Annotated in this window: 16 protein-coding genes; 2 read left to right on the top strand and 14 right to left on the bottom strand. The window is 67.7% G+C overall.

Going from position 1 to position 19,728, the window contains the following annotated elements; all coding sequences use genetic code 11:
- The 5 genes from guaA to ACFVWG_RS03480 are packed head-to-tail and all read right to left on the bottom strand — an operon-like array spanning position 1 to position 5,681.
- Entirely contained in the window at positions 1–1,551 is a 1,551-nt protein-coding gene (gene guaA / locus ACFVWG_RS03500) for a glutamine-hydrolyzing GMP synthase (RefSeq protein WP_391541519.1), read from the bottom strand.
- A gap of 2 nt (positions 1,552–1,553) precedes the next feature.
- Positions 1,554–2,603 (bottom strand): hypothetical protein, encoded by a 1,050-nt coding sequence (locus ACFVWG_RS03495; RefSeq protein WP_391541518.1) that lies wholly within the window; start codon positions 2,601–2,603, stop codon positions 1,554–1,556.
- Positions 2,600–3,262 (bottom strand): dethiobiotin synthase, encoded by a 663-nt coding sequence (gene bioD / locus ACFVWG_RS03490; protein WP_391541517.1) that lies wholly within the window; start codon positions 3,260–3,262, stop codon positions 2,600–2,602. Before bioD ends, ACFVWG_RS03495 begins: the two co-directional genes overlap by 4 nt.
- Positions 3,259–4,380: an 8-amino-7-oxononanoate synthase gene (locus ACFVWG_RS03485; protein ID WP_391541516.1), complete on the bottom strand. Its 1,122-nt coding sequence runs from the start codon at positions 4,378–4,380 to the stop codon at positions 3,259–3,261. Before ACFVWG_RS03485 ends, bioD begins: the two co-directional genes overlap by 4 nt.
- A complete protein-coding gene (locus tag ACFVWG_RS03480) occupies positions 4,380–5,681 on the bottom strand; it encodes an adenosylmethionine--8-amino-7-oxononanoate transaminase (protein ID WP_391541515.1) in 1,302 nt (433 codons plus the stop codon). The genes ACFVWG_RS03485 and ACFVWG_RS03480 overlap by 1 nt, the downstream gene beginning before the upstream one ends.
- Positions 5,682–5,849: 168 nt before the next feature.
- On the opposite strand from ACFVWG_RS03480, the gene ACFVWG_RS03475 reads away from it, so the two are divergent.
- Positions 5,850–7,283 (top strand): S8 family serine peptidase, encoded by a 1,434-nt coding sequence (locus ACFVWG_RS03475; protein WP_391541514.1) that lies wholly within the window; start codon positions 5,850–5,852, stop codon positions 7,281–7,283.
- A 218-nt stretch (positions 7,284–7,501) separates the two neighbouring features.
- Here the strand turns inward: ACFVWG_RS03475 and bioB are convergent, their stop codons facing one another.
- The 3 genes from bioB to ACFVWG_RS03460 form a co-directional block, all read right to left on the bottom strand.
- The gene (gene bioB / locus ACFVWG_RS03470; protein WP_391541513.1) at positions 7,502–8,497 is read right to left on the bottom strand and encodes a biotin synthase BioB; all 996 of its coding nucleotides are present in this window, start codon (positions 8,495–8,497) and stop codon (positions 7,502–7,504) included.
- A gap of 540 nt (positions 8,498–9,037) precedes the next feature.
- Complete coding sequence (locus tag ACFVWG_RS03465; protein WP_391541512.1) at positions 9,038–10,747, bottom strand: GMC oxidoreductase; 1,710 nt, start codon at positions 10,745–10,747, stop codon at positions 9,038–9,040.
- 21 nt (positions 10,748–10,768) lie between these two features.
- Positions 10,769–12,361, bottom strand: a complete 1,593-nt coding sequence (locus ACFVWG_RS03460; RefSeq protein WP_391541511.1) for a succinic semialdehyde dehydrogenase — start codon at positions 12,359–12,361, stop codon at positions 10,769–10,771.
- Between the two features lie 125 nt (positions 12,362–12,486).
- Between ACFVWG_RS03460 and ACFVWG_RS03455 the strand changes: the two genes are divergently transcribed.
- Positions 12,487–13,956: a hypothetical protein gene (locus ACFVWG_RS03455; RefSeq protein WP_391541510.1), complete on the top strand. Its 1,470-nt coding sequence runs from the start codon at positions 12,487–12,489 to the stop codon at positions 13,954–13,956.
- A gap of 2 nt (positions 13,957–13,958) precedes the next feature.
- On the opposite strand, the gene ACFVWG_RS03450 is transcribed toward ACFVWG_RS03455, so the two are convergent.
- From ACFVWG_RS03450 to guaB, 6 genes are all read right to left on the bottom strand, one after another.
- The gene (locus ACFVWG_RS03450; RefSeq protein ID WP_391541509.1) at positions 13,959–14,360 is read right to left on the bottom strand and encodes a hypothetical protein; all 402 of its coding nucleotides are present in this window, start codon (positions 14,358–14,360) and stop codon (positions 13,959–13,961) included.
- Between the two features lie 50 nt (positions 14,361–14,410).
- Positions 14,411–15,130, bottom strand: a complete 720-nt coding sequence (locus ACFVWG_RS03445) for an alpha/beta fold hydrolase (protein ID WP_391541508.1) — start codon at positions 15,128–15,130, stop codon at positions 14,411–14,413.
- Positions 15,127–16,233 carry a GuaB3 family IMP dehydrogenase-related protein gene (locus tag ACFVWG_RS03440; RefSeq protein WP_391541507.1) on the bottom strand — a complete coding sequence of 369 codons (1,107 nt, stop codon included), beginning with the start codon at positions 16,231–16,233 and terminating at the stop codon, positions 15,127–15,129. Before ACFVWG_RS03440 ends, ACFVWG_RS03445 begins: the two co-directional genes overlap by 4 nt.
- 35 nt (positions 16,234–16,268) lie before the next feature.
- The gene (locus ACFVWG_RS03435) at positions 16,269–16,940 is read right to left on the bottom strand and encodes a DUF4276 family protein (RefSeq protein ID WP_391541506.1); all 672 of its coding nucleotides are present in this window, start codon (positions 16,938–16,940) and stop codon (positions 16,269–16,271) included.
- Positions 16,937–18,076 (bottom strand): AAA family ATPase, encoded by a 1,140-nt coding sequence (locus ACFVWG_RS03430; protein WP_391541505.1) that lies wholly within the window; start codon positions 18,074–18,076, stop codon positions 16,937–16,939. The genes ACFVWG_RS03435 and ACFVWG_RS03430 overlap by 4 nt, the downstream gene beginning before the upstream one ends.
- Positions 18,077–18,170: 94 nt before the next feature.
- Positions 18,171–19,685, bottom strand: coding sequence for an IMP dehydrogenase (gene guaB / locus ACFVWG_RS03425; protein ID WP_391541504.1), 1,515 nt, complete (start codon positions 19,683–19,685; stop codon positions 18,171–18,173).
- Positions 19,686–19,728 lie beyond the last annotated feature (43 nt).

Below are 19,728 nucleotides of genomic sequence, written 5' to 3'. Positions count from 1 at the left end.
TCACTCCCACTCGATGGTGCCCGGGGGCTTGCTGGTGATGTCCACGGTGACCCGGTTGATCTCGTCGACCTCGTTGGTGATGCGCGTCGAGATGCGCTCGAGGACGTCGTACGGGAGACGCGCCCAGTCCGCCGTCATGGCGTCCTCGCTGGTGACCGGACGCAGTACGACGGGGTGGCCGTAGGTGCGTCCGTCGCCTTGGACGCCGACGGAGCGGACGTCGGCGAGCAGGACGACCGGGAACTGCCAGATCTCGCGGTCCAGGCCGGCCGCGGTCAGCTCGGTGCGGGCGATCAGGTCGGCGGCGCGGAGGATGTCCAGGCGCTCGCGGGTGACCTCACCGATGATGCGGATGCTCAGACCCGGGCCGGGGAACGGGTGCCGGTAGACCAGCGTCTCGGGCAGGCCGAGGGCGATACCGAGCTCACGGACCTCGTCCTTGAACAGGGTGCGCAGCGGCTCGATCAGGCTGAACTGCAGGTCGTCAGGCAATCCACCGACGTTGTGGTGCGACTTGATGTTCGACGTGCCCGCACCGCCGCCGGACTCGACGACGTCCGGGTAGAGGGTGCCCTGGACCAGGAACTCGATGTGCCGGTCCGCGTCGAGCTTGCGGGCGGTCGCCTCGAAGGTGCGGATGAACTCGCGGCCGACGATCTTGCGCTTCTGCTCCGGGTCGGTGACACCGGCCAGTGCGCCGAGGAACTGGTCCTCCGCGTCCACAACCTCCAGCCGGGTCCCGGTGGCGGCGACGAAGTCCTTCTCGATCTGGTCGGACTCACCAGCGCGCTGCAGACCGTGGTCGACGTACACACAGGTGAGCTGGTCGCCGATGGCCCTGCTGACCAGCGCTGCGGCCACGGCGGAGTCCACACCACCGGACAGCGCGCACAGCACCTGCTTGTCGCCGACCTGCTGGCGGATGAGCTCTACCTGCTCGTCGACAACGTTGGTGGTGGTCCAGTCGCCGACACAGCCGGCAATGTCGTACAGGAAGTGCTCCAGCACTGCCTGTCCGGCCTGTGAGTGCAGCACCTCCGGGTGCCACTGCACACCGGCCAGCTGCCGATCCACATCCTCGAACGCCGCCACCGGTGCACCCTCAGAAGCAGCCAGTACGGCGAAGCCGGTCGGCGGCGCGTGCACCGCGTCACCGTGGGACATCCACACGTTCAGGTCCTCGGGGATACCGGCCAGCAGCGTCCCGGCCTCGCTCACCGTCACCGGCGTCCGGCCGAACTCACGCAGTCCGGTACGGCGCACCTCGCCACCGAGCGTCTGAGCCATCGCCTGGAAGCCGTAGCAGATCCCGAACGCCGCAACGCCCGAGTCGAACAGCGCGGAGTCGACCCGCGGCGCTCCCTCGGCGTACACCGACTGGGGACCGCCGGACAGGATGATCGCCTTCGGCTGCCGCGCCAGCATCTCCTCGACCGGCATCGAGTGCGGCACGATCTCGGAGTACACCTTCGCCTCGCGCACCCGCCGCGCGATCAGCTGCGCGTACTGCGCTCCGAAGTCAACAACCAGGACCAACTCATGCTCAGCCACCGTCAAAGCGTATCGGTGCAGGTCAGCAGGGCTGTAATCAGCAGCCGCTTCGGCGCCCGGAAGGACAGCAGCTCGATCATCGGTGGCTCCTCACTGAGCCGTACGGCGCTCAGCAGGTCGGCCGCACATTCCAGCGCCACTCGGGTCTCCAGCCGGGCCAGACCGGCGCCCAGACAACGGTGGATGCCCACTCCGAACGCCAGGTCAGCCGGACCGCCGTGCCCGCTCAACCCGAGCAGCACCTGCGCACCCGCCGGCAACTCCACGTCGCCCACGGAGGCGGCCTCAGCCGTAGTGCGCCGCCAGGTCGGCACTGACGACGCCTCGGCCAGCACGTCCTCCACAGACGCAGGCGCACCCGTCAGGGCCCGATGGAAGGCCGCAGAGATCAGCTGGGTGGTCGTCTCCTGGCCGGCGATCAACAGGAAGTAACCGACCGCACACACCTCTTCGACGGTCAGCCCTAGCTCGACCAGAACACCGAACAGGTCGTCGCCAGCGACTGCCCGGATGCGCAGCCAGGCGTAGAACTCGGCCGCGCTGTGAGCGAGCTCCAGCTGCCGGTCCTCGTCCGGCCAGCCCCAGAACAGCTCCAGTGAGTCGAGGCTCCAGGCCTGGAGCGCATCCACAGGCACATCACGCAGGCCGAGGAGGTGCAGCAACACCAGAGCCGGTGGCTCGGCCGCGACGGCCTGCACCAGGTCGACCTGCTCACCTGCAGCGAGGCGCGACGAGGCAGCCGCGGCACGGGAGGTCAGGAGCGATCGAGTCAGGGGCTCCACGGCTGCCACTCGCGCAGGGCTGAAGAAGCGCGCGACCGCGGCGCGGATTGCCCGGTGTGACTCACCACCGTTGTTGGCGAGCGTGGGCGGCAGCGCAAAGCCGACCGACGACAGCACCCGCAGCGCCTTCACCGACAACGGCGTGTGCGCCAGTACGGCGTTGTCCGGCCGGAACGTGGTCGGGTCCAGCATCACCGCGCGGACCTGCGCCGGATCGTCGACCACCCAGTACCCGAGCTCGGCGTCGTACCGGGCCGGGCAACCGGTCACGCGAACCAGCCGGGCACAGCCTTCGTGAACGTCTCCTGGTCGAAGTCACCGGCACCAGCAGGGATCCGGGCGAGCACTTTCAGCCCAGTGGTGGCCGGCAGGTCCTCGAGGTTGCACTGCTCAGCCAGACCGGGCTCGGCCGGCCAGGAGCCGATGATCAGCCCCTCGACCGGCAGACCGCGCGCTCGCAGCGCTTCGACGGTCAGACCGGTGTGGTTGAGCGTGCCCAGGCCAGCACGGGTCACGACCACGAAGTTGAACGGCTTGGTCAGTGCCTTCGCCAGGTCGATCAGCGTCCCGCCCTCGGCGTCCAGACCGACCAGCAGCCCACCAGCGCCCTCAACGATCACGTTCTCGTGCGTGGCGGACAGGCCGTCGACGGACTTGGCGTGGATCTCGGCTGTCGGCAGCGGAACGCCCTGGCGGCGCGCAGCGGTGGTCGGCGCCAGCGGGTCCCGGAGTCGGACCCCTTCGTAGAGGGTGGTGATGCCGGTGAGGCGGTTGACGTCGTCCAGGTCGGCGGGGTCGTCCGGGCCGACGCCCGTCTGGGCCGGCTTCACGACCGCGACCTTGCCGTGCACGGCAGCGCGGACGGCGAGTGCGGCGGTGACGACGGTCTTGCCGACGCCGGTGTCGGTACCGGTGACGATGGTGATCATGAAACCTCGCTGATGGCTTGACTGATAACGGCGCAGGCCCTGGCCAGCTCGTCGTCGGACAGACCGGCGTGGGCAGTCAGGCGGAGCCGGCTGATGCCGTCCGGGACCGACGGCGGCCGGAAACTGCCGACCAGTACGCCATTGTCCCGGCAAAACTCCGCCGCCCGGACAGTCTCTCGCGGACCGGGCATCGGAACCGAAACGACCGGTCCTGCCGCCACTGGGACCCCACAGGCCGCAGCCAGCCGACCAGCGACCGAGTGAACCGCTGCAGCCCGGTCCGGCTCGGCAACGAGCACGTTGAGCGCGGCTAGCGCCGCAGCACAGGACGCCGGGGTCAGAGCCGTGTCATAGATGAACGGCCGGGACCGGTTGATCAGATGCTCGCGCAAGATCGCCGGACCGAGTACGACGCCACCCTGCGACGCCAGCGCCTTGGACAGCGTCATGGTGACGATCACATGGTCCAGCCCCGCCAGCCCAGCCGCATGCACAGAGCCATGCCCATCGCCAGTCACACCGAGCCCGTGCGCCTCATCCACCAGCAGTACGGCGTTCTGTGCCGCCGCGACGTCGGCCAGAGCAGCCAGCGGCGCCTCGTCGCTGAGCACGCTGAAGACTGACTCAGTCGCCACCACCGCCTGCGGTTCGTTGCGCTCGGCAAGCACCTTGGTGACCGCGTCGACATCGTTGTGCGGAACGACCTCTACCCGCGACCGCGCCAACCGCGTCGCGTCGATCAGTGACGCGTGAACGTGCTCGTCCGTCACCAGCAGCGTCCCCGGGCCGCCTAGCGCGGTGACCACACCCAGATTCGCCAGGTAGCCCGACGAGAACACCAGTCCGGCGGCGTGACCGGCATACGCCGCCAGAGCGGACTCCAGTTCCTCATGCAACGTCGTCGTACCGGTCACGAGCCGTGAAGCCGTCGCGCCGGTCCCCCAGCGGCAGACTGCTTCAGCAGCGGCCTCGATGACGCGGGAGTCTCGGGACAGACCCAGATAGTCGTTACCGGCCAAGTCGATGATGTCCTCGTCGGCAGCCCGGGCACGGAGCCGTCGGGTCAGTCCACGGACCTCGAGTGCCGCTGCCTTGGGTTCAAGCCACTCCGAGAGCATCAGCCGACCTCTCGCACCGCATCGGTGATCGCCGAGGTGATGGTCGCGATCTCTGACTCTGTGCACACGTACGGCGGCATCGTGTAGACGAGATCCCGGAACGGACGCACCCAGACCCCACGCCGCAGTACGGCGTCCGTCATCCGCACCATGTCCACAGGGCCAGCCAACTGGACCACACCGACCGCACCGAGCACGCGAACGTCCTTCACTCCAGGTAACTCGGCCGCCGGAGCCAGTCCGGCCGTCAGACCGGCAGAGATCTGAGCAACCCGCGCAGCCCAGTCCTGAGACAGCAGCAGGTCGATCGACGCGAGTGCCACCGAGCAAGCGAGCGGATTGGCCATGAACGTCGGCCCGTGCATCAAAGCCCCACCAGGGCCGTTGGAAACCGCTTGCGCGACCTCCGCCGTACAGAGCATCGCTGCCAGCGTCAGATAGCCGCCAGTCAGCGCCTTGCCGACGCACATGATGTCCGGGGCGACGTCTGCATGCTCCGATGCAAAGAGCGTTCCGGTCCGACCGAACCCAGTGGCGATCTCGTCGAGGATCAAGAGGAACCCATGCTGGTCCGCCAGCGCACGCAGGACGCGCAGACAGGCCGGGCTGTAGGCATACATGCCACCTGCGCCCTGCAGAATCGGCTCCACCACGATCGCGGCGATCTCATCAGCCTGCTCGGCGGCAACCGCAGCCATGGCCGCAGCCCAGGCCTGAAGCTCCGGATCGTCAGCAGGGCGGTCGAATCCGGCCGGTGGTTGCGGGCCGAACACCTGCTCCTGCAGAGCCCCGGTGAAGAGTGAGTGCATCCCGTTAACCGGGTCACAGACGCTCATCGGTGCAAACGTGTCGCCGTGGTACCCGCCGCGCACAGTCAGCATCCGCGTCCGCCCGATGTGCCCACGAGCCACCTGGCACTGCAGCGCCAGCTTGATCGCTACCTCGACCGACACCGAGCCGGAGTCGCAGAAGAACACGTGCTCAAGCGGAGCCGGCGTGATCTCGACCAACCGCTCCGCCAGGCGGATCGCAGGCTTGTGCGTCAGCCCACCGAACATCACGTGGCTGAAGTCTTCGACCTGGCTCTTCAGCGCAGCGTCCAGAACCGGGTGCCGGTAGCCGTGGATGACGCTCCACCAGGAGGACATCGCATCGATCGCCTCAACCCCGTCAGCGAACTGCAGCCGCACACCGGAGGCTCCCCGGACCAGCCGCACCGGAGAGGGCTCGCTCAGCGACGAGTACGGATGCCAGAGCAGCTGAGCGTCCCGCTCCAGCCACTCATCGACCGACCGTGTCACTACGCCTCCCGAATCCGTGATCTCCGAAGCATCGCAGATCACTGCGATCTGATAGTTCTGACGTTGCGCGAATCACTTCCGTGGACGTCTGTGCACCCCTACATTGAGCCCAGCAATCGCTACTGGCCGTAACCCGCCCACGTTGTCAGGCCTTTGTGAGGAGCACTCATGCGCAGATCCCGCCCCTTGATCGCCGCAGCCGCAGTCAGTCTGCTGGCACTGACCATCAGCACTCCGGTCCATGCCCAAGCCCAGAATTCCGCACCAGTACAAGGCTTTCTGAGCCAGCAGCTCAGCAAGCTGCAGCGGACCACCCTCCTTGTCCACGGCACCGATCTGGCCGCCGCCGACGCGGCTGTCGAGGCCGCTGGCCTGCACCGGCTCTCGTCGTACGACCGGATCGGTGTGGTGGTTGCCGAAGGCACCCGCTCGCAGATCCTCGCCGCCCGCACCCAGCCCGGCGTCACCTACCTCGAGGGCAACCAGCCGATCCAGGTCAGCACCTCGACCTCACATCTCGCCACCCGCGGCGCGGAGGCCGCAGACACCCGGACCGGGGCCAACGGCCTTGCCCTGGACGGTAGTGGCGTGAGCGTCGCGGTGATCGACAGCGGCGTCGACCCGACGCACCCGTTCTTCAAGAAGGCCGACGGCAGCTCAGCGGTCGTCAAGAACCTCAAGATCGTCTGCGACCCGCTGTCCGAGACACTCTGCCTCCCGATGGATGCCGGCTCGCTGGACACCGACCTGCTGTCGCTGGGCGGTCACGGTACGCACGTCAACGGCATCGTGGCCGGCCGCAAGGTGACCCTGGCCGACGGCACCAAGCTGCAAGGAGCCGCACCTGGTGCCTCACTGGTTTCGGTGTCGGTCGGTGCAGCCCTGCTGATCGTCGGCGCGGATGCGGCACTCAACTGGGTGCTGGAGAACCATGCGGCGCCCTGTGGTGCTGGAGTGCCAGTCAGCAAGTGCCCGCCGATCAAGGTCACCAACAACTCCTACGGCCCGACCGGCGGCGGCGCCTTCGACCCGAACTCGGCCACCGTCAAACTCCAGCGTGCACTGGCCTCTGAGGGTGTCGTGACCGTCTGGGCCGCCGGCAATGACGGCGGTGACGGAACCACGTCGCTGACCAACCCGCCCGGCCAGGACCCGACCGGGGGCATCCTGTCGGTCGCGTCGTACTACGACCTCGCCACCGGCACCCGGGACGGACAGGTCTCCAGCTTCTCCTCACGCGGTCTGAACGGCACCCAGTCCACCTACCCAGACCTGTCGGCACCGGGTGAGGACATCACCTCGTCCTGCCGCATCTACCTGCCGATCTGCACCACGGGCCTGGCTCCACTGGACGGCGGCAACTACAACACCATCAGCGGTACGTCGATGGCCGCGCCGCACATCGCCGGGATCGTCGCCCAGCTGTTCCAGGCGAACCCGTCGGCCACTCCGGCCCAGATCGAGACCGCACTGATCTCAACGGCGCACAAGTACACCAATGGCGCGGCCTACGAGCCCGACAGCCGAGGCGGCGGCACAACGTCGTACGACAAGGGCCACGGCCTCGTCGACGTCGTCGCAGCCTCAGACGCGGTCCGCTAACCAGCCCCTCGGACGCAGGCGCTAACCAGCCCCTCGGACGCATTAGCCAGCCAGAGTGCCGTGGACGGAGCAGCGGGCGGTCCACCCCATCGGGTGGACCTGCACCACCATCCGTCGGCGGCACTCGGCGCAATACCGCGGTGGTTCCATCACCAGCGACCGTCGGCAGTCCTCGTGACTGCCGTCGGTCTCAGCGCGCCCACAGTGACTGCAGAACGTCATAGCGTCTTCTGAAGCTCCTTGACCGGCATCTTGAGCTCGGCCAGCAGGTCGAGGTCAGCAGTGGCCGGGCGGCCCAGCGTGGTCAGGTAGTTGCCGACGATGACCGCGTTGATTCCACCGAGCAGTCCGTCCCGCGTCCCCAGATCACCAAGGGTCAGCTCGCGGCCCCCGGCGTACCGGAGCACTGTGCGCGGCATGGCGAGCCGGAAGGCGGCGATGGTCCGCAGTGCGTCCTTGCCGTCCATCACCTCCATGTCGCCGAACGGCGTCCCCGGCCGGGGGTTCAGGAAGTTCAGCGGGACCTCATGCGGCTCCAGCTCGGCCAGCTGCGCAGCCAGCTCGGCCCGCTGCTCCAGCGTCTCGCCCATGCCGACCAGTCCGCCGCAGCAGAGCTCCATGCCGGACTCGCGGACCATCAGGCAGGTGTCCCAGCGCTCCTCGAAGGAGTGCGTGGTGACGACGTCCGGGAAGTATGAGCGCGCCGACTCCAGGTTGTGGTTGTACCGGTGCACCCCCATCGCCTTCAGTTCGTCGACCTGCTCCTGCGTGAGCATGCCCAGCGAGCAGGCGATGTTGATGTCGACCGCAGCGTTGATCGCCTCGATGCCGGCCTTCACCTGCGACATCAGCCGCGCATCCGGACCCCGGACCGCCGCGACGATGCAGAACTCGGTCGCACCGGTCGCTGCTGTCTCCTTGGCCGCCTGGACCAGCTCGGGGATGTTCAGCCAGACCGCACGCACCGGTGAGGTGAACTGGCCGGACTGCGAGCAGAAGTGGCAGTCCTCGGGGCACCCGCCGGTCTTCAGCGAGATGATCCCCTCGACCTCGATCTCCTCGCCGCACCACTTCACCCGGACGTCGTGCGCCAGCGCGAGCAGTTCCGGCAGCCGGTCGTCCGGCGTCTGCAGCACCTCGACGAGCTGCTCCTGCCGCAGACCGATGCCCTGCTCCAGCACCTGCTCACGTGCCACGTCCACGATGTCGCCCATGGTTCTCCTGCCTGATCCGGACGGGGGGTCGGCTCACCCTAGGGCAGGCCGGTACGGTGCGGCTGCGGTCCGCGTCACAGCAACTCTCAGCGACCGCCGCAAGGGCTCGGAGAAAGTTCTTGGATTTTTCTTCGGAACCTCGTAACCCCCTGTAGAGGGGCTCGTTGATGTGAACAGAGGCGGTTACCGCAAGGAAGACCGCCACCCGGTAACAAAGAGCAACGAGTAGCTGATCATTACGAACAGCACGCAGAGTGATAACAACCACTCCGCAGGGCTCGAAACTCCAGAAATCGGATGTAAGGTAGTGACCAAGAGCTCGGGTCGCCAGCCATGGTTGGTGACCCGATCCCAAAGCGCCGGGCGCCTCACCCCGGCTTGAGTGAGCCCCTCGGGAAACGATTTGGGCGGAAACGTTCCCGAGGGGCTCGCTCCCTTTTACGGCACTTTTACCACCCGGCCTCAACCCTCTCGAAGGGTTGAGGTTCTTTCATTTAGTCGGGGTTCCGGGAATTACCCGGTTGCAATATCAGGAATGCGTTACGGATTCGTCACAGGCTGCTTTGTCGTGATCTGCACAATCGGTAGCCGCAGCGCACCGGGCGCATCCGCGGGCACCACCGGAGCCGTCGGCAGCACCGGCTGCAACCGCTGGTACGGCGTTCCGACGGCCGGCCGCGCGTCGTCCGTGCCCTTGTTGGGCCAGAACGACAGCGCCCGCTCGGCCTGCGCCGTGATCGTCAGCGACGGGTTCACGCCGAGATTGGCCGAGATCGCCGATCCGTCCATGATGTGCAGACCGTCGTACCCGTAGACGCGGTGGTAGGGATCGACCACGCCGGTGGCCGGGGAGTCGCCGATCGCGCAGCCGCCGATGAAGTGCGCGGTCATCGGCACGTTGAACGGCTCGCCGATGGTTCCGCCCGGTGTGCCCTTCATCACGCGCGCCATCCGGCGGACCACGTCGTTGGCGACCGGGATCCAGGACGGGTTCGGCGCGCCGTGGCCCTGCTCCGACGACAGGCGCCAGCGGCCGAGCTTGTCCCGCTTGCCGAAGGTGGTGATCGAGTTGTCCGCGGTCTGCATGACGAGCGCGATCACGGTCCGCTCGGACCAGTGCTTCAGGTCGTAGAGCCGGCGGAGGTTCCGCCACTGCACCCGCAGCTCGTGCAGCCAGGTCCGCCAGCGCGGCCGGTCGCCGTCCCCGTCGGTGAGGACGGTCTGCAGCAGCGACATCGCGTTGCTGCCGCGGCCGTACCGGACCGGTTCGATGTGGGTGATCTCGTCCGGGTGGAACGACGAGGTGATCGCGACCCCGCGGGTGTAGTCGATGTCGCGGCTGATCGCCATCGCGCCGAGCAGGGACTCAGAGTTCGTCCGGGTCAGCACGCCGAGTCGCGTCGACAGCCGGGGCAGCTTGTTCTCGTCCCGCAGCCGGTGCAGGAGCTTCGCCGTACCGATGGCTGACGCCGCGAAGACGACCTGCTGCGCGGTGAACCGCCGGGTGCTCTTCCGGTCCGCGGTCCCGCGGGTGTCCACGGCGTACCCGCCGTCTGTCAGCGGTTCGACCGACGTGACGGTGGTCAGCGGATAGACCTGTGCGCCGGCCTTCTCGGCCAGGTAGAGGTAGTTCTTGGTCAGCGTGTTCTTCGCGTTGTGCCGGCAGCCCGTCATGCACTCGCCGCAGTCGATACAGCCGGTACGACGGGGGCCGGCGCCGCCGAAGTACGGGTCGTCGACCTCGACGCCGGGCGAGCCGAAGAAGACACCGACCGGGGTCGGGTGGAAGGTCTCCCCCACGCCCATCTCGTCGGCGACCTGCTTCATCACCTCGTCGGCCGGGGTGAACCCGGGATAGGTGGCGACGCCGAGCATCCGCTTCGCCTGGTCGTAGTACGGCGCGAGCTCGGCCTTCCAGTCGGTGATGTGCGCCCACTGGCGGTCCTTGTAGAAGGCGTCCAGCGGCTCGTAGAGCGTGTTCGCGTAGACGAGGCTGCCGCCACCGACCCCGGCGCCGGACAGGATGATCACGTCCTTCAGCGCGGTGATCCGCTGGATGCCGTACCGCCCGAGCTTGGGAGCGAAGAGAAACCGCTTGGTGTCCCACGAGTTCTTCGCGAACCCGGAGTCCTCAAACCGCGCACCGGCCTCGAGGACCGCGACCTTGTAGCCCTTCTCCGTCAGCCGCAGCGCACTGACGGATCCGCCGAACCCGGACCCGATGATGAGCACGTCATAGTCGAACGACATGTGGCACTCCAAGCTAGAAGTTCACGCGCGACCGAGCTTCTTCAGGACGCGGAGGGCGCCGGTCATCACTTCGGCGTAGGTCTGGTCGGACAGGCCGTGCGACGCCGCGATCGGGATCAACCGCTGGGTGGCGATCGCCTGCGGATCGACGTACCGGCGGAGTCCTTCGACGCCCTGGCGGCGGCCGACCCCGGAGGACCGCATGCCACCCATCGGGGTGTCGATCGAGCCGAACGTCGCCGCATAGCCCTCGTTCACGTTCACGGTGCCGGCCACCAGCTGTGCGGCGACCGCACGGCCGCGACGGGTGTCCCGCGTGTACACACTGGCATTCAGCCCGTACTCACCCTCGTTGGCGCGCTGGATCGCCTCGGACTCGTCAGAGAACCGGTAGATCGACACCACCGGCCCGAAGGTCTCGTGGTCGAAGCACTCCATCGCGGGCGTCACACCAGACAGCACAGTCGGCTCGTAGAACAGCGGGCCGATCTCCGGCCGCGCCTTCCCACCAGCCAGTACGACGGCGCCCTTGGCCTTGGCGTCCTCGACGTGCCGGGTGACCGTCTCCAGCTGCGCCTTCGAGATCAGCGAGCCCATGTCGACGTCCCAGCCGGTCCCGGCCGACAGCTTGAGCTTGTTCACCCGAGCGACGAACGCGGTGACGAATGCGTCGTACACCTGGTCTGCGACGTACAGGCGCTCCATAGAGACGCAGAGCTGACCAGCACTCGCAAAACAAGCCCGTACGGCGCCCTCGGCCGCGCGCTGCACATCTGCGTCGCGGAGCACCAGCATCGGGTTCTTGCCGCCCAGCTCCAGGCTGAAACCGATCAGTCGCTCGGCGGCCTGCTGTGCGACCAGCCGACCGGTCTTCGTGGAGCCGGTGAAGCAGATGTAGTCGGTGTTCTGGATGATCGCGCCACCAACGGTCGCGCCCTCCCCGTTGACCGGGATCCACGCCTCACGCGGCAGACCGGCGTCGTACAGGAGCTCGATGGCGCGCAGTGCGGTTAGCGGGGTCTGACTGTCCGGCTTGTGCACGACGGTGTTGCCGGCCAGTACGGCGGGCAGGCCGTCGGCCATCGCCATGCTGAGCGGGTAGTTCCACGGCGAGATGATGCCGACGACACCCTTGGGGACGAAGCGCTGCTCCGCACGGGTCAGCACCGGGAACATGCCGAGCTTGCGCTGCGGGTCGAGCAGTTCGTGCGCCTTGCGGCCGTAGTACCGAGCGGTGAGCGCGACGTGCGCCACCTCTTCAAAGGCCTGCTTGCGCGCCTTGCCGGACTCCCGGATCACCAGGTCGACCAGCTCGTGCCGGTGGTCCAGCACCAGGTCGTGGTAGCGCAGGAGGATCGCAGCCCGCTCGTCCAGCGGCACGCGCTTCCAGCTCGCTTGCGTCTTCCGCGCCGTCCGCACCGCGGTGAGCACGTCGTCCGGACTCGACAGCGGCAGGTCCGCGATCGGCTGCCCAGTCGCGGGCGCGTACGTCGTCCGGGTGCCCGCCGTCGCGCGCAGCAGCCCCGACAGCCGCCGGATGACCGACTGATCAGTCGCGTACGACGCGGTCGGGTCCAGCTCCGGGTCGGCGGGAATCGACGTCTGGTCACTCATTCACTCAGGCTACCTGCCGGTAATAGAGGATGTCAGTAGGTGAAGTTGCCTTCGTGTCCCACTGCACGTGCAGATGCATTGCCCTAGGCTGGACGGCTGAAGCTGCGAAGGGGTGGAACTGCGAGATGGTGGACAGCGGGGGGCTCTGGACGCCTCCTGAGGACGAGCTCGGTGAGGCGCTGCAGACAGCCCAGGTACTGATCGAGGAAGGCCGGGCCGACGAGGCCGGGCCCTATCAGCAGCGCGTGATCGAGCTGGCCAGGGTGCGGGCCGAAGAGAGCCCGAACCATTACGAGGCCAAGCATCTGATGGCCGCGACGCAGTACGAGCTGGCCGGCTCGCTGAACGCGTCAGGACGGCACGAGGAGGCGCTGGCCGCGCTGCACGAGGCTCAGCTGGGTTACACCGAGCTGAGCGACGCCGGTGTGCTCGACGCCACATCGGTCCTGGCTGACGTTCGGGCGCGACGGGCGATGACGCAGGCGCACCGCGGTCGCGGCGCTACCGCCGTACTGGAGATGGACGGCGCAGTGATCTCGTACGGCCAGCTGGTGAGTGGTGAGGACGGCCTGCGGCACCAGCCGGACTTCGCCCGCGTGCTCGCAATGAACGCGCTCATCCTGCGCCGGTACGGCGACCCGGCGCTGGCCGTCGCCTCAGCCGACGCAGCCACCCAGCTCTTCCTGCAGCTCGCCGACCAGATCAACGAGAGCCCACAGTCCCTCTCCTACGCCCGCTACCTCTGTACGGCGACAGCCGTGTCGGCGGATGTCCATGCGGCGGAAGGCCGACTGGACCTGGCGCTGGAGGCGGACGAGATCGGCCTCACCACGGCAGACACCCTCGCCGACTCGGATTCCGCGACCGACATGCGCACTCTGGTCGCAGCACTCACCCGCAAGGGCAAGCACCTCGGAATCGTCGGACGGATCATGGAGGGCGAGACCTGCCTTCGCACCGCTTTCGACACCGACGCTGAGACAGCTCACCGGGTGACTGAGGAGCTCGAGCGCGGTCTGCCGCTCACCCTGGTCACCGCACTGGAGAACGCGGAGATCAAGCTCGGCCCGTACGAGCAGTACTTCCGGCTACTCGCTCTGGCCGAGCCAGCACCAGGCATGACACTGGCTACCGTCTCCGGCCGCACCGACCCCGAGTCGGCCGCCGTCCGCGCAACCGAGTTGGCTGAGCTCGTCCCACAGCTACTCGTGAAGGACGTGGACACCGCACTGACACTGGGCGTGGAGGCGCACTACCTGTTCGCCATCTCGTCAGAGCGTGACTCCCAGCGGATGCGCTACGAGACGGGCACCTACGCACCGATCTGGGCCAAGCTGCTCCGCGATATCTCCGACGCGTACTACCAGTCCGGACGGCTCGAGCTAGCCCTCGACCTCGCTGGCTGGTGTGCCGAGGTGGCGACCGCCCTGATCCCCTTCGCCGACGAACAGCCCGAGATGAAGGACCTGGCCGCCGACTGCTATCGCCACCACGGTGACCTGCTGGCCGCCACCGGCGACCTCACTGCCTCTCAACACGCCCACGAGGCGGCCCAGCAACTCCTCACCGGGCCGGAACGCCGCATCGGCGGCTGAGTCTAGAAGTCCTGCTGGGGCTTGAGGGCACCGACGAACAGACCGGCCTCGACCTCGGTCATCCCGGTCTCGGAGACGACGAGGGCGGTCGCCTGATGCAGCTCACCGGCCGCCTTCAACGCACGGGTGCGCTCGGCCAGGTTCGTCCCCGGCGTCCGCATCAGCGGTGTCTTCTTGATCGGCGGCACGTAGGTCCCGTACCGGATCTCCTCGACGATCTGCCGGGACTTCTTGAGGTCCAGGTCGGTCCGGTCCCGCACCACCTTGGTGGCGTGCACCATCAACCTCGACGTGATCAGGAACCGCACCTGGTCCACGTCTTCCGCGGTCAGCTGCGCACGCGCCGCCGAGAGGGCGGCGTTGTCGGCGTCCTGATCGCGCTTGCTGCGGCTGAACAATCCCATGCGGTAATCCTTCCAGAGTTCACCAAGTCAGGCGTGCTCCCGCACGTCGCTCAGCCCGGCAGGACCTTCAAGATCTCTTGCCACGCTCGCTCACCGAGCTCGCGATCGGCGGCCTCGGTACCACCGCGCGCCATCTGCTGCCCCGCAGTCTTCGGGGTCTCACCGGGCAGCACCACGCGGTGTCCAGCGTCCGGCCCGACCACCAACCGCGTCGGCAACGCACCGCGCCGCCGGACGATCTCCTCCGCGAAGTCGACGGCGGGCCAGACCTTGTCGTCACCACCGGCGATCAGCAGCACGTCCTTGATCTGCTCGGCCGGGATCCGCGCGGCGTCGACATCCGGCGCCGTCAGCAGACTCTGCCGGTACATCGGGGTGTAGCTCGGCGGGTCCTCATCCGGCTGCCACTCCGCGTCGTACCGGACGAACGGCAACGGCACGCCTTGCCACGTCCACGCCGACCGCTGCGTGCCGTCCTCGCCGACGCGTCCCCAGACAAAGGCACTCGGCGCGAAGGCGACCACGGCGGCCACTCGCTCGTCCAGCGCGCCGAGCAGCAACGCGGCCTCGGCACCCCACGAGCTGCCCATCACCACGATCCGGTCGTTGCGGTCCTCGAGGTCGTCCAGCGGGAACGCCTCCAGCGCCAGCTCGGCCCGAACAGGCCAGGCCGGCGCCAGTACGTCGTACCCCTCGGTCTCGAGAAGCCGGGCCCGATCCAGGTCCGGCACACCGCTGGAGCCGTGCAGAAGCAGGACGCCGGTACTCAACCGACGACGACCTCGACCCGCTGGAACTCCTTCAGCTCGGTGTACCCGGTCGTCGCCATCGCCCGCTTGAGCGCGCCGACCAGGTTCATCGTGCCGTCCGGCACCCACGACGGACCGAACAGGATCTGCTCCATCGTCCCGGTGACGCCGACCTCGACGCGCTCACCGCGCGGCAGGTCCGCGTGCCAGGCCTCGGCACCCCAGTGGTACCCACCGCCCGGCGCATCGCTGGCCCGCGCCAGCGGCGAGCCCACCATCACGGCATCCGCACCACAGGCAATCGCCTTCGCCACGTCACCGGACCGGCCGACCGAACCATCCGCGATCACGTGCACGTAGCGACCACCGGACTCGTCCATGTAGTCACGCCGCGCCGCAGCAACGTCAGCCACCGCAGAAGCCATCGGTACGGCGACGCCAAGCACCTTGCGAGTCGTGTGCGCAGCACCACCGCCAAAGCCGACCAGTACGCCGGCCGCTCCCGTCCGCATCAGGTGGAGCGCGGCCTGGTGCGTTGCACACCCACCGACGATCACCGGTACGTCGAGGTCGTAGATGAACTGCTTGAGGTTCAGCGGCTCGGCCTGGCCGGACACATGCTCCGCTGAGACCGTCGTACCGCGAATCACGAACAGGTCCACGCCTGCGTCGACCACGTGCTTCGCGAACTGCTTGGTCCGCTGCGGCGACAGCGCGCCGGCCACCGTGACGCCAGAGGCCCGGATCTCCTGCACGCGCTGCGAGATCAGCTCGGGCTTGATCGGCGCCGAGTAGATCTCCTGCAGCCGGTGCGTCGCCTGCTCACGATCGAGCGAGGTGATCTCCTCGAGGAGCTTCTCCGGATGCTCGTACCGCGTCCAGAGGCCCTCGAGGTTCAGCACCCCGAGGCCGCCCGCCTTCCCGATCGCGATCGCCGTGGCCGGTGACATCACCGAGTCCATCGGCGCGGCCAGGATCGGCAGCTCGAACCGGTACGCGTCGATCTGCCAGGCGACCGACACCTCTTCGGGATCCCGGGTCCGGCGCGACGGCACGATCGCAATGTCGTCGAAGGCGTACGCCTGCCGCCCGCGCTTGGCCCGGCCGATCTCGATCTCGCTCATGCGCTCAGCCTACCGAGGCGGACGATCCCCGAGCCTCAGTGGGCCAGAAGTCGCCCGACCCAGCTCCGGAGGCCCGGGCAATGCTCGAGCACCGACGTCAGGCCCGCCTCGCGGATAACTTCTATGCCGTCAGTCACTTTGTCGTAGTCCGGCCAGCACTTCTGAACACGTTTCGATGGCGCGGTTGCCGCCGAGTCGTTCAGCAGTTCGACATCGCCGTCCACTGAACTCGCCTCTGCCTGCAAGCGCTTGGCAACACTTTCGTCCCCCAACACGTGATGGGTGTCCATCGAGGCAGCAATCACCCAAGTCTCGAATTCGTGCAGTACGACGTTCGGCAGGAAGCGACGGTCGTCGATCGCCGCCCCCATCGCGGCGATCCGTCGTTCGACACACTGCCGTGGCTCGTGCGGTCGACCGCAACAGTCCGAACCGGGCGCGTTCCGCGGGTAGGCGTAGAAGTCCACGAGGATCGAGACGCAGTGGAAATGAGACGCTCCCAGCAGTCGCCGGATGTCGTTCTCGTAGTGCCTCCACACTGCCCCGCCGCCCTTGAAAGTGGTCCCGTCAGCCAGCCGCGAGGTCGTCACGATCACCGGCGTGACGTAGACGCCCATCGGCTGCATGTAAGGCGCCAGGATCTCGCTGACGAACGCCGACTCGGTCTGACCCTCCACCACCATCGCGATCTGGCGGAACGTGGTCATCCACTCACCACACGGGGTGAACCATCCGGCCGGGGACGTCCACCGAGCAGATTCTTCTCCCACAGCTCGCCGAGCGAGTAGTCCCCGAGCCATTGCTCGAGTACCCGCCGATCCGGCCGCTGGAGTTGCGTTCCTTCCGTTGTCCGCTCGACGATCGCTACCTCGTCGACGCTGAACTGCTCCAGCAAAGTGACGGACTGTGTAGCGGCCACCACTCGCCGATCCTCAGCTGCGCGCCGCAGCAGGGCAGCCAGTTGATGGATCGCGAACGGATGCAGGCCGAGCTCGGGCTCGTCGAGAACAATCGTGCCCGGCTTGTTGTCCTGGAGCAGCAGGACTGCCAGACAGACGAACCTGAGCGTCCCGTCGCTCAGGTTGTCGGCCGAGAACACCGAGTCTAGACCGCGCTCTCGCCACCTGAGCCGGATCGCTCCGCCTTCCGGCTCCAGCACGAAGTCGTCGAAATATGGTGCGACAGTGCGGACCGTCCGGACCACCCGGCGGTACCGAGAGGAATCTTCGTCCCGTAGGCGTAGCAGCACGGCGGCAAGATTGCGCGCGTCAGGCGCCAACGTGATGTTGTCGGCCGGGTCGACCCGGCGCTTTACCGGCGCGTCCGCGCTCGTGTCGTCGAAATGGAAGACCCGGCAGCCGGACACGACGTCGAGCACGTAGGACGCTTTGGGGGCCGTCTCGGCCTCGACCCGCAGTCGGCTCTCCCGGCCTGGCCGCAGGGACGTCGTGTGCGGACTCTCGAATCTCGACCGGTCGTGGAACAGTGTGGTCTCGCGCACGATGGCGGTGTCGTCAGGCCCCGCCTCGACCATGACCTGGTAGCCGTTGGAGGTCTCGCGCTGCCATGCGCCCCACACCTCGATCTCGATCGCTTCGGGAGCGAGCGCCGGATCGGACGTTCGATGGAGCCGCGCGGCGAAACCGCCCGAACGGACCAAGGTGTCGTTCAGTTGCTGATCGATGATCCTGCCGAGCATCTCGAAGGCGTCGACGACGTTGCTCTTGCCTGCGCCGTTGGGCCCGACCAGCAAGGTCACCGGGCTCGAAAGATCCAGCACAGCATGCCGCAGCGAGGTGAGACCACTCACCTCGATCCGCCGCAGCGGCACTTCGACGGTCACCCGAACCTCCACCACTCGTTGCTACCACTTGTTGCAACAAGTGGTAGCAACACCTTGTCATACGCCGGCGTGGATGGGGGCTCTTTCCTCCGGTTCAGCGGCCGGAGTAGTTCGGCGCTTCGACCGTCATCTGGATGTCGTGCGGGTGCGATTCTTGCAGGCCTGCCGAGGTGATCCGGACGAAACGGCCCTTGTCCTGCAGTTCGGTCACGGTGCGCGAGCCGCAGTAGAACATCGACTGGCGCAGGCCGCCGATCAGCTGGTGCGCCACCGCGGACAGCGGACCCCGGTACGGAACCTGGCCTTCGATGCCCTCGGCGATCAGCTTCTCGTCGCTGCCGACGTCGCTCTGGAAGTAGCGGTCCTTGGAGTACGACTTGCGCAGCCCGCCGGCCGAGGACATCGCGCCGAGCGAGCCCATGCCGCGGTAGGCCTTGAACTGCTTGCCGTTGATGAAGACCAGGTCACCGGGCGACTCCTCGCAACCGGCGAGCAGGGAGCCGAGCATCACCGTGTCCGCGCCGGCGACGAGCGCCTTCGCGATGTCGCCCGAGTACTGCAGGCCGCCGTCACCGATGACCGGGACGCCGGCCGGCTTGCAGGCCAGCGAGGCCTCGTAGATCGCCGTGACCTGCGGGACACCGACGCCGGACACGACTCGCGTCGTACAGATCGAGCCCGGTCCGACGCCGACCTTGACGCCGTCCGCCCCGGCGTCGACCAGCGCCTGGGCGCCTTCGCGCGTGCCGACGTTGCCGCCGACGACGTCGACGCCGCGGGTGGCCGGGTCGGCCTTGAGCTTGCGGATGATCTCCAGCTGGGCCTGCGAGTGACCGTGCGCGGTGTCGACGACCAGCAGGTCGACGCCGGCCTCGACCAGCGCCATCGCCCGCTTGTACGACTCGCCGTAGAAGCCGATCGCCGCACCGACCATCAGCCGGCCGGTCGCGTCCTTGGTGGAGAGCGGGAACTTGTCGCGCTTGACGAAGTCCTTCAGCGTGATCAGGCCGGTCAGCTTGCCGGCGTCGTCGACCAGCGGCAGCTTCTCGACCTTGTGCCTGCTGAGCAGCGCCATCGCGTCGTCGGCGGAGATGCCCTGCTTGCCGGTGATCAGCGGCTGCTTGGTCATCACCTCGCGGACCGGCCGCTCCATGTCGCTCTCGAAGCGCATGTCGCGGTTCGTCACGATGCCGACCAGGACGCCGGCGTTGTCGACCACCGGGACGCCGGAGATCCGGTACTGCGCGCAGAGCGCGTCGGCCTCGCCGATGGAGGCGTCCGGGCCGATGGTGATCGGCTGCGCGATCATGCCGGACTCGGACCGCTTGACCAGGTCGACCTGCTGGGCCTGGTCCTCGATCGACAGGTTGCGGTGCAGCACGCCCAGACCGCCCTGGCGGGCCATGGCGATCGCCATCCGGGCCTCGGTGACGGTGTCCATCGCGCTGGACAGCAGCGGGATGTTGACCTCGATGTTGCGGCTCACCCGGGACCGGGTGCTGGCCTCCGACGGGATGACGTCGGACTCGTTCGGCTGCAGCAGAACGTCGTCGAAGGTCAGGCCGAGAGCGGCGAACTTGTCGGGAACTCCAGCGGGTGTGATGTCCATGGGAAAAACGAGCACCTTTGTCCGGCGAGAACGGACCACCATC

The organism is Kribbella sp. NPDC058245 (assembly GCF_042882005.1).
Lineage (GTDB): Bacteria > Actinomycetota > Actinomycetes > Propionibacteriales > Kribbellaceae > Kribbella.
This window is presented reverse-complemented; position numbering and strand designations above follow the sequence as displayed.